The sequence below is a fragment of the Enterococcus mundtii genome, assembly GCF_002947535.1.
Taxonomy (GTDB): Bacteria; Bacillota; Bacilli; order Lactobacillales; family Enterococcaceae; genus Enterococcus_B; species Enterococcus_B mundtii_B.
Genome location: NZ_PUAP01000030.1, coordinates 163665 through 172979 on the forward strand (window position 1 = coordinate 163665; position 9315 = coordinate 172979).

The 9315-nt window shown below is 39.2% G+C and carries 7 protein-coding genes; 2 read left to right on the plus strand and 5 right to left on the minus strand.

Annotated elements, in window-relative coordinates; translation table 11 throughout:
• Positions 1-519 precede the first annotated feature (519 nt).
• The 3 genes from CUS89_RS10655 to alaS form a co-directional block, all read right to left on the minus strand.
• The gene (locus CUS89_RS10655) at positions 520-1659 is read right to left on the minus strand and encodes a cation diffusion facilitator family transporter (RefSeq protein WP_104872111.1); all 1140 of its coding nucleotides are present in this window, start codon (positions 1657-1659) and stop codon (positions 520-522) included.
• A gap of 38 nt (positions 1660-1697) precedes the next feature.
• Positions 1698-2294, minus strand: a complete 597-nt coding sequence (locus CUS89_RS10660) for an ECF transporter S component (RefSeq protein WP_019723497.1) — start codon at positions 2292-2294, stop codon at positions 1698-1700.
• Between the two features lie 167 nt (positions 2295-2461).
• Positions 2462-5104: an alanine--tRNA ligase gene (gene alaS / locus CUS89_RS10665; protein WP_104872112.1), complete on the minus strand. Its 2643-nt coding sequence runs from the start codon at positions 5102-5104 to the stop codon at positions 2462-2464.
• Between the two features lie 360 nt (positions 5105-5464).
• Between alaS and CUS89_RS10675 the strand changes: the two genes are divergently transcribed.
• Positions 5465-5893: a GNAT family N-acetyltransferase gene (locus CUS89_RS10675; RefSeq protein WP_104872113.1), complete on the plus strand. Its 429-nt coding sequence runs from the start codon at positions 5465-5467 to the stop codon at positions 5891-5893.
• A gap of 108 nt (positions 5894-6001) precedes the next feature.
• On the opposite strand, the gene CUS89_RS10680 is transcribed toward CUS89_RS10675, so the two are convergent.
• Entirely contained in the window at positions 6002-7351 is a 1350-nt protein-coding gene (locus CUS89_RS10680) for a DEAD/DEAH box helicase (RefSeq protein ID WP_104872114.1), read from the minus strand.
• A 75-nt stretch (positions 7352-7426) separates the two neighbouring features.
• On the minus strand, positions 7427-8572 hold the full coding sequence (locus CUS89_RS10685; protein WP_104872115.1) for a VanZ family protein: 1146 nt from the start codon (positions 8570-8572) through the stop codon (positions 7427-7429).
• A 125-nt stretch (positions 8573-8697) separates the two neighbouring features.
• On the opposite strand from CUS89_RS10685, the gene CUS89_RS10690 reads away from it, so the two are divergent.
• Positions 8698-9024, plus strand: a complete 327-nt coding sequence (locus CUS89_RS10690; protein ID WP_071867245.1) for a hypothetical protein — start codon at positions 8698-8700, stop codon at positions 9022-9024.
• Positions 9025-9315: the final 291 nt, after the last annotated feature.

Sequence of the window (9315 nt, forward strand, 5' to 3'; positions counted from 1 at the left end):
ATGTTGTCAATACCAAAAATTTCAGAATCATTGCTGGAACAGAATATTTATTTTTATATTACTTGATGGCATTTATCAAACAACTACTATTATTTCTCAATACCGTAAAAAAAAGACAAAAAAACGTTTGAATCTTTTTTCTCACAGGATTCAAACGGTAGATCAACATTATTTGGTCAAGAAATGTATACTTAAAAATTACACATTCGTTAAATGATACATTTTGCACGACTACGAAACCACCTCCATGCTCATTTCAATTAATAAAAGGGTGAAGACACCGTTCAGAAAAAAATAACATAAAAGACGAATAGCATTATCCTTTGATCTTCCCTGAAAATGAAGTGGCGGTGTTCATGAGCATTCCTTCCAAAAAACAAACAAAAACCTGAAAATCCAAGAATATTTTCAGGTTTTTGCTTATTATATCTGGGCTCAACACTTCTATCAAATCACATATCGCCAGATGGTTCGCATTGATTTTTGAACACCCTATATTATTTTCTAGAGTAAATTTGTTTAAAAAAGCAAATAATTATGGTCAAAAGTGATATCCAATTGATACTGTCCGACTCTCTTTTCGATTTGGATACGCATCATGCGCTCTAATTCCTCGTCGGATAAACGAGTACCTTCAGGGACAACGACATCAAATTGTAAGATTTGTCCTTTATGGATCATGCGAAAATCATGGATCTTCAATCCTTCTGCTGTCTCATTGATGATTTTTTTCAGCTCATTGAGAATCTCTTGATAATTCTCATTATTTACTGGCACTGGATCTAGATGACAGACTAATTCGACACCTAAAGATTTTTTGAAGTCTTTTTCGATGATGTCCATGATCTTGTGCGCTTCATTTAAATCTAGTCGATCATCCACTTCCACATGAACAGAAGCAAAGCGCTGATTTGGTCCATAATTATGCACTAACAAGTCATGATAACCAAGTATTTTCGTATATCCGTTCAGTTGCTCCTCCATCGCTTGGATCTGCTCAACAGTGGGACGACTGCCTAATAATTCATAGACGAACTCTCTTAACATCATGACTCCACTGTACAATATATAAAGTGCTAATAAGAAACCAATGTAACCATCGACCCGCCAACCTGTCAACCATTCAACAGAAGCTGAGAGTAACACAGCGAATGTCGTGTATACATCATTATAGCTATCTTTGGCAGTGGCATGTAATGTTTCCGAATCGATCGTTGTTGCGGTTCTCTTGTACATACGTCCTTGAATCAATTTCAATCCAATCGAAAAAACTAAGACTAAAAAAATCACTGGAGATAAAGCAATATTTTCAGGATGGATGATTTTTTCGATCGAAGAATGTAAGAACTGGAAACCGACGTAGGTGATGATGAGGGACACGAATAGTCCACTGATATATTCAAAACGTTCGTGTCCATAAGGGTGCTCCGGATCTGCTGGTTTTGCCGCGATCTTGAAGCCAATCAAAGTTAATACAGAAGAAGCGGTATCTGACAAACTGTTGATGGCATCCGCCATGATCGACACACTTCCAGAGAGTAATCCGATCATCAATTTCGCAACGAATAAGATCACATTCGTCAGCAGTCCCCATATCCCTGCCATCAATGCTTTTTTTGTTCGTTCTTTTGCTGTTAGTGTTTCTTGTTTCTTTGCCAAATTTGTGACTCCTTTTATCTGTGATTACTGGCCTTATATCATTCAGGTTTTAAAGGTGTTGCTGCAAATAATGCTTTTGCGAGTAAAGGTGTGATGATCCCTGCACCGATAGCTTCTGGAATCCCATTGATTGCGGCAATCCCAGCAAGTGTCTTGAACAAGACCGAAGCATCGACACCATAAGCTTGAGCTGTAGCATTCGTATAGAATAAGCCCATAAATCCTAAAACAAGGACCGTATTGACTAAAGAACCTAAAATTCCTGCCACAACAGCCGGTACGACGATCGTAGAAGAACGCTTATACAACCAATGGAATACTAAGCCCGCTACCAGTCCAACTAAGACTCTAGGCACGACTGAGATGATTGGATTGGTGAACACTAATGTATCAAATGGTGTAGTTGGCATCGCGTATGCACGGATGATCGTCGCAATTCCCCAGAACAAGCCGATCAACATACCATCTTTCGGTCCTAATACTACGGCAGCTACGATCACTGTGATATGGATGATCGTCAAGCTAATAAAACCTAATGGAATAAATCCTAACCATGGAATCATTGATTGAACAATAATGATGGCTAACAAAATGGCGCGAAGAACTAACCGAAATGTTTTATTTTTGCTATTCATTGAATCTCCCCCTGTTTGCTTTACTCTAATCCTATAGCGTTTTGTTGATTTGTCAATAAATGTGTACATAGCAACAACCGTTGAGCCAATGAAAATAAAGCAACGAGCTTGGGAAATCATCCCAAACTCGCTTGCCATTTATTGGTAGTGAAATCCTACGCTTGCATTTATTTATTTTCTAACCATGTTTTTGCTTCAGTTAATGCGTCTGAGATACCAGCTGGATTTTTTCCACCTGCTTGTGCCATATCTGGACGACCGCCGCCGCCACCGCCGACTTTCGGTGCGATTGCTTTGATCAAATCGCCTGCTTTCAAGCCTGCTTCATTTGCTTCAGGTGTCATTGCAGCCAACAAGCTGACTTTACCTTCTTGTTCGTTTGCCAAGACAAGAATATCTGAAACAGCTTTTTGTTTCCATTGATCGGCTAATTGACGCAATTGGTTCATATCTTTTACTTTGACTTGTGCAGTGATAATCGTTTTGCCATTGATCGTCTCTGGATTTTTGAAAATATCCCCTGCTTGTTGGTTCGCTAACTTGCTTGCCAACTGTTCATTTTCTTTTTGTAATTCTCTTAATTGTTGTTGTAATTGTTCTGCTTTTGCTACGACTTCTTTCAATTGCGGTGATTTCACGATTGCCGCAACTTCTTTTAGTTGTTGTTCTTCACTTTCTAACAATTCGTAAGCTTCTTTACTTGTCACCGCTTCGATCCGACGAACCCCTGCACCGATCCCTGATTCAGATACGATTTTAAAGATCCCGATGTTTTCGGTATTGCCGACATGCGTACCACCACATAACTCGATCGACCAACCGCCGATGTTGACGACACGGACTTCGTTGCCATATTTTTCGCCAAACAATGCCATTGCGCCCATATTTTTCGCTGTGTCAATGTCTGTTTCGATCGTTTCAACAGGAATGGCTTCCCAGATTTTTTCATTCACGATTTGTTCCATTTTTGCCAATTCTTCACTTGTGATTTGACCAAAATGCGTGAAGTCAAAACGTAAATGACCTGGTGCAACTAATGAACCTGCTTGGTTCGCGTGATCCCCTAATACTTCTTTTAATGCTTTATGCAATAAGTGAGTCGCCGTATGGTTTTTAACGATTCGGTTGCGTCTTGGTTCATCGATCAATAAATGGTAGGTGTTTCCTTCTTTGATTGCAGAAAGAACCTCTACTTTATGCAAGAATTGACCATTCGGTGCTTTTCGAACATCCGTTACGTTTGCTACTGTTTCACCAGAGGAATCAATGATCCAACCTTGATCGGCTACTTGTCCACCCATTTCAGCATAAAACGGTGTTTGATCAAAGATCAATTGCGCTTCACCATCAGACAGTTCACTTACGATTGCTTCGTCTTGAACGATCACTAGCAATTCACTATCTGATTCGATATGGTCATAGCCGATGAATTTGCTGTCTACTTTGATATCTGTCAATAAAGCAGATTGGACACCCATAGATGTTTCTGTGTTACGAGCCGCACGCGCGCGATCTCGTTGTGCTTGCATTTCTGTTTCAAAGCCTGCGTGATCGACATTCAATCCTTCATCTTCCGCCACTTCCTCTGTCAATTCGACTGGGAATCCATACGTATCGTAAAGTTTAAAGATGTCTTTTCCGGCAAGCGTTGTTCCGTTTGCTTGTTTTACCTCTTTGATCACTTGGTTCAAGATCTCAAGACCTTCGTTGATCGTTTCATTGAAACGTTCTTCTTCCGTACGAACGACTTTTTCGATGAATTCTTTTTGTTCCAACACTTCAGGATAATAGCTCTCCATGATTTCGCCGACAACAGGTACTAAACGGTATAAGAAAGCTTGCTCGATCCCTAATTTTTTCCCGTGCATGACTGCTCGACGCAACAAACGGCGTAACACATAGCCACGTCCTTCATTTGAAGGCAATGCCCCGTCACCGATTGCAAAAGATAATGCGCGGATATGGTCAGCAATCACCTTGTATGAAATATCAGTTAAGGCATCCTCACCGTATTTTACTTTGTTGCTCAATTGCTCCACTGCATGGATGATCGGCATAAATAAATCTGTTTCAAAGTTGGTTGGTGCATCTTGAACGATGGAGACCATTCGCTCCAAGCCCATGCCCGTATCAATATTTTTATGTGGAAGAGGTTCAAACGTATTATCTGGTTTATGGTTGAACTCTGAGAACACTAAGTTCCAGATTTCAAGATAACGTTCGTTTTCGCCACCAGGGTAGTTTTCAGGATCGTCTTCTGCCAAGTCATTATAGGCTTCGCCACGGTCATAAAAGATCTCTGTATCTGGTCCACATGGTCCAGCACCGATATCCCAAAAGTTGTCTTCTACATCCACGATATGGTCAAGAGATAACCCAACTTCTTCGTGCCAGATACGTTTTGCTTCTGTATCTTTTGGATAAACAGTGACATATAATTTTTCAGGATCAAACGCCATCCATTTTGGACTTGTTAAAAATTCCCATGCCCAGTGGATTGCCTCTTCTTTGAAATAATCGCCGATCGAGAAGTTCCCTAACATTTCAAACATCGTATGATGACGAGCGGTTTTTCCAACATTTTCGATATCGTTCGTACGAATCGATTTTTGCGCATTCGTGATTCTTGGATTGTCTGGTACAACAGATCCATCAAAATATTTCTTTAGTGTCGCTACTCCTGAGTTGATCCATAATAAAGTTGGATCATTGACCGGCACTAGTGAAGCACTCGGTTCGATCGTATGTCCTTTTTCTTGGAAAAAATCTAAAAACATTTGACGTACTTCTGCACTGCTTAATTTTTTCATTGTTTTACCTTCTTTCTACATAATAAACGACAAAAAACACCATTACAGCCAAGGACGAAAACTCGCGGTACCACCTTGATTGCAATGATGTTTACTCATTACCTCTTAAACTCGTTAACGCTGAGTCGCGTTGATATTTCTATCAAAATGAAAAAGGGAGCAGTTTGAACAGTGACTATTCTTTTTTCAGCCGAGAAAGAATTTTCTGTGAGTCTGTCTAAAACAAACTATGTCCTTTTTGTACTTTATCAGTATACGTATTCTTCGCGATGCTGTCAATCCTACTTTTTGATTTTTCATTGTTTGCTGACTACGTTTTCCTTGCTATAATCAAAAAAGAAACCCTAGGGAGGCAAAACAATGGAATCGTATTTTGGAACCGAAGAATGGATAAAAGCCGCCAGTTACGTTTTACGTTATGATGTATTCGTATTAGAGCAAAAAATACCTGCTCATTTAGAGTTTGACGGCAAAGATGCCTATTACCCGAACCTTGTCATGAACCATGACGAACAGCCAATTGCTACTTTGCGTTATCAAAAACAAACAGATGCACAAATCCAATTTGATCGTTTTTGTGTCGCAAAGGATTGGCGCAAACGTGGGATTGGCAGAGAAATGCTTCAATTGGCAGAAAAGCGAGCAATAAATGAGGCATTCAAAGAAATCTATTTGATTGCAGAAATTCCCGCCGTTCCTTTCTACGAAAAGCAAGGCTATCAGAGTTTTTCAGACCCACTGATTGAGGACGGCATCCTTTGTCAACAGATGCGAAAAAAGCTCTCCTAATATGAACTGTTTATTCACAAAAAATCAGCCCCAAAACCAAAAATAGATTTCCTATTTAGGTTTTTGGGGCTGATAGTCAAGTGCAGCGTGATTCGCTCATAGCTGCTTTTATTGATTGGAATTCTTTTTATTTTTTCTAGCGGTACGCGTTTGTTGACGTCTTTCGATCTTGCGGTCTTTTTTATTTTTCTCCGCAATTGCCCAGTCGATTTTTTTCTTGTAACCAGGTTTGATTTTTTTCTTTTTCTTTTTGACTAAACCAATCAGTGTTGGGTCAAGACTATCTTTTGATTTTTCACGTTTCGTCCGACGGTTACGGTCATAAGTTTTAACGATTTCACCATTTTTGATTTCCATTGGCTCAAAGACAACACCGATTTTTTCGATGCCTTCGATCAATGGCTCATCACTTGGTGCATATAAAGTGATCGCGGTTCCTTTTAAGCCATTTCTACCAGTACGACCGACACGGTGGATAAAGAAATCTAGATCTTCTGGAACCTCCGCATTGATGACATGAGAAACGCCTTCGATATCGATACCTCGAGCAGCTAAGTCTGTCGCAACTACATATTGATACTCTAAGTTTTGCACTTGGCGCATCACACGCTTACGTTCACGAGGAGTGATATCCCCATGGATCTTCGCTACTTTCAAGCCTTGGTTTTTCAAGTAATCAGCGATTTCATCTACATGTTGTTTCGTATTTGCAAAGACGATTGCTAAATAAGGATGCCCGATCGTCAATAATTGATAGATCGTTTGATTTTTATCTTTTCCTTTTGTTGAAACTAACCAATTCTCGATATCTTCTGAGATAACTGCTTTTGGTTTGATTTCTTCGATGATTGGATTTTCCATATATTTACGCAAGAATGGGCGTAGTTTTTCTGGAATCGTTGCTGAGAAAACTAAAAATTGTAATTTCTCTGGCAAGCGGCTAGCGATTTGATCAACTTCATTCAAGAATCCCATATCTAAGGTCATATCCGCTTCATCCACGATGAACGCAAAGGCTGTATGGATCTTCAAAGCTTGCTCATTCATCATGTCAAGGATACGTCCTGGCGTACCGACAACGATCTGTGGTTGTTGGTGGTTCAAGCGATTTAATTGACGTTGTTTGTCCGTTCCACCGACAAAATTCGATACGCGGATCTCTGGATCAGAAAACTTAGCGATTTGAACAGCAGCTTCATAGATCTGTGTCGCCAATTCACGACTTGGCGCTGTGATAACCACTTGGACTTCTTCTTTATTGGCATTGATTTTTTGAAATAGAGGCAAAAGAAACGTATGCGTTTTTCCTGAACCAGTTTGTGATTGACCAATAATATTTTTCCCTTTTAAAATCAAAGGAATCAATCGTTCTTGCACTTCTGTTGGTTCTTGGAACCCTTTTTCTGCTAACGCTTCGTTGATAAACGGATGAAAATTGAATTGTTTAAAATGACTCATTTCGACACCTCTTCTCTTTGTATTTTTCACGACTTTGGAATTATACCATAAATTTGCTTATTTTACTTGAAAAGGTCAGGCTTTTCTCTCTTTGATCGTACTGATCGTGTAAGTATGACTCGCTTTCTCATAAAATAAAACTCTCTTCTTGCGAACAAAAGATAAGAATAGATTCAGAGCGAAAATGAACTGTGCGACCAAAATACACAAGAAAATAAATACCGCACTCATCTGTGTGACACCTGTCGCTTGATTGATGACTGGGCCAACTAATTGGCTCAACCAGCCTAACCCATAAAATAAGAAATAGAGATACGCATAACGAATGAACAACGCACGAAACCTGATTCGTTCCTTGCCATCTTCAACAAGCTTGATCCGGACGATTTTTTTCCCAAGTGTTCTGCCATTCGTTAAGAAAGGAAGAATCATGAAATACAGGAATACTTGCACGAACAACCACCAACTGTAGGAAGTGAACTCGCTACTTCCAAACGATAATCCGGCTACTAATCCGATAATCGACGAACAAATAGATAAGAAAAACCAATCGATCAAATAGGCAACCAGACGGCGTGTCAATGAGACTGTCTTGCCTTTTTCATAAGATACTTCATCCATTCTTGCTCTTGTAGGCAACATAAACGTGAAAATCGGTGTCACGATGAACCCCAGCATCCCGCCAAATGTATTCGTCAGTAAATCATTGACATCAAATAATCGATAGGGACGTGGATAGATAAAGTAAAGCCCTGTTAATTGTGTCAACTCAAAAAATAGAGAGAGACAGAAACTTGCAATGACCGTTTTGACGAAGGATAGTCGGAAATAATACCTTAAATAGATGCCAAACGGTAAGAGTAAAAAGACATTGAATAATGGCTCTAAAAAAACACTTTGTCGCATCGCAGGTAAATAGGTACTCGGATCGGACAACACGAGGACTGTATTCGCTCTGAAGTTCTCCCAAGACGCAAATAGGTGTAATTCCATTTTTGGACCTGTCATTTGCGCAACAGCTTCCTTAGTAGGTAAAGGTAAAATCACTAAAAAGTAAGCACATAATAGATAAAAAACAAATGAATATAAAATGACCGCCCTAGTTAGGAGAAACGTTCCATACTTTCGGTATTCATAAATAAAAAAAATAGCCGAAATCGCCAACGCTAGAAAAGGAAAGACGATCAATGCAAAGCGAATCGGCTCGATATAACTTGCCATAAATAAAAATCCTCCTTTGAATATAGTCATCTTATCAAGATTGCTTCAAAAAACGCAAGCAATGACTAAATTATTTTTAAATTCCTGTCAATTGAAGTATGATTATTATAAGGAGGCGATTCATTTTGCTTAATATTTATTTTGTATTCGGTGTTCCAGCATTTTTACTTATTCTCTATTTAGTCTTTGCATTGATTCGTAAGCGGACATCGATCCACTACTTAGGCTTTATTCTATTGATCATCGCAGGCTTTATGCTTGTTTTCAACTTACAGACATGGCAACAAGCACTATCTGAGCTTTCACATACTTCAAGTGCAGAACTTTCTGCAGAACTTGGCTATTCTGTGTATTTGATCTGGGTGCCGATTGGGATTGCTACTTTATTATTTTTGTTGAATATTTTCCGAGCTTTGTTAAGGATCAAACAAATTCGAAAAAAAAACAAATAGCAAGACGAGGTCCAGACAGAAGCGTTTAGCCTCGAAAAATAAGGCGCCATCCACGAAAATTGTTTTTCAACTTATTGTGGATAGCGCCTTATTTTTTGAAGAGGTTCCTTCTGTTCCCGCCGTTTATTTGGTTTTAGATGATGCGAGAGGACGAATGTCCCACTCTCTTTTATTTGTTCAAATGGATGGGAAAGTGATAAAAATCTTAGATTTTAATAAAAAACATAAGTTGCTTTTTCTATAATCCGGACAAAGGTTCAAATCTTTTCTTACTTATGATATAGTATTAAG

Coding starts and splice junctions, on each gene's coding strand:
- CUS89_RS10660 (WP_019723497.1), bottom strand. CDS start 2,294: ATGAATAGCAAAAATAAAACATTTCGGTTAGTTCTTCGCGCCATTTTG.
- alaS (WP_104872112.1), bottom strand. CDS start 5,104: ATGAAAAAATTAAGCAGTGCAGAAGTACGTCAAATGTTTTTAGATTTT.
- CUS89_RS10675 (WP_104872113.1), top strand. CDS start 5,465: ATGGAATCGTATTTTGGAACCGAAGAATGGATAAAAGCCGCCAGTTAC.
- CUS89_RS10680 (WP_104872114.1), bottom strand. CDS start 7,351: ATGAGTCATTTTAAACAATTCAATTTTCATCCGTTTATCAACGAAGCG.
- CUS89_RS10685 (WP_104872115.1), bottom strand. CDS start 8,572: ATGGCAAGTTATATCGAGCCGATTCGCTTTGCATTGATCGTCTTTCCT.